Raw genomic sequence first — 1879 nt, forward strand, 5'->3', positions numbered from 1 at the left:
ATCACCAGCGTTAAAGATGCCGCAACCAAAGCGAAAACAACCGTTACAGCAGGTGATAACGTGGTTGTTACTCCAACAACCAATGCTGATGGTTCAAGCAACTATCAAGTCGCGACTGCAAAAGACGTGAATTTCGATAGAGTCACTGTAGGCAGTGTGGTGGTTGATAAAGCGACCAATACGATTAACGGTTTAAGCAACAAGACTTGGAACGGTACAGCAGTCTCAGGTCAAGCGGCGACTGAAGATCAATTGCAAGCAGTTAGCGATGCACAAAAAGCAACAGATGATGCTGCGGTTAAATACGATAACCCATTGACCAAAGACAAAGTGACTTTAGGTGGAGCAGGTTCTACTACGCCAGTAACTTTGACCAATGTTAAAGCGGGTGCGGTAAATTCAACTTCAACTGATGCAATCAATGGTAGCCAGTTACACGGTGTCGCGGACAGCGTGAAAAATGCAATTGGTGGTTCAACCACGATTGATGCAACTACAGGTGCGATCACCACCAGCAACATTGGTGGCACAGGTTCGAACACCATTGATGGTGCAATCACCAGCGTTAAAGATGCCGCAACCAAAGCGAAAACAACCGTTACAGCAGGTGATAACGTGGTTGTCACTCCAACAACCAATGCTGATGGCTCAAGCAACTATCAAGTCGCGACTGCAAAAGACGTGAACTTCGATAAAGTGACTGTAGGCAGTGTGGTGGTTGATAAAGCGACCAATACGATCAACGGTTTAAGTAACAAGACTTGGAACGGTACAGCGGTATCAGGTCAAGCAGCGACAGAAGATCAATTGGCTGCAGTGGATAGCAAGTTAGGTGGTTTGGATGATGCAGCGGTTAAATATGACAACCCATTAACCAAAGACAAAGTGACTTTAGGTGGAGCAGGTTCAACCACACCAGTAACCTTGACCAATGTTAAAGCGGGTGCGGTGAATTCAAGCTCAACTGATGCAATCAATGGTAGCCAGTTACACGGTGTCGCGGACAGCGTGAAGAATGCGATTGGTGGCGCAACCACGATTGATGCAACTACAGGTGCGGTCACCACCAGTAACATTGGTGGCACAGGTTCGAATACCATTGATGGTGCAATCACCAGCGTTAAAGCGACAACGGACAAAGGTATCAACTTTGGTGGCACGACAGGCAAGAACAACTATGCGCTGGGTAGTGATATCAATGTTAAAGGTGATAGCAACATTACCAGTACCACAGTTGCAGGTGGTGTACAGCTTGGCTTAGGTGACACACTGAATGTTAAAGATGCAATCAATGTTGGTAGTGGTACAAGCAAAATCAAGATTGATGGCACGACCAATACGATTGGTGGCTTAAGTAACAAGACTTGGAATGGTACAGCGGTATCAGGTCAGGCAGCGACTGAAGATCAATTGCAAGCAGTTAGCGATGCACAAAAAGCAACAGATGATGCAGCGGTTAAATACGATGACCCATTAACCAAAGACAAAGTGACTTTAGGTGGAGCAGGTTCTACTACACCAGTGACTTTGACCAACGTTAAAGCGGGTGCGGTAAATTCAAGCTCGACTGATGCAATCAACGGCAGCCAGTTACACGGTGTCGCGGATAGCGTGAAGAATGCGATTGGTGGTTCAACCACGATTGATGCAACCACAGGTGCGATTACCACCAGCAACATTGGTGGCACAGGCTCGAACACTATTGATGGTGCAATCACCAGCGTTAAAGATGCAGCAACCAAGGCAAAAACAACCGTTACAGCGGGTGATAACGTTGTTGTAACCCCAACAACCAATGCTGATGGTTCAAGCAACTATCAAGTTGCGACAGCAAAAGACGTGAACTTCGATAAAGTGACTGTAGGCAGTGTGGTGGTTG

General features: G+C 46.6%; 1 pseudogene. It reads left to right on the top strand.

Going from position 1 to position 1879, the window contains the following annotated elements:
* Positions 1-126: 126 nt before the first annotated feature.
* A pseudogene (locus F907_RS12210) lies at positions 127-1879 on the top strand (trimeric autotransporter adhesin AtaA); the annotation flags it as partial.

This window comes from Acinetobacter colistiniresistens, assembly GCF_000413935.1.
Taxonomy (GTDB): Bacteria; Pseudomonadota; Gammaproteobacteria; order Pseudomonadales; family Moraxellaceae; genus Acinetobacter; species Acinetobacter colistiniresistens.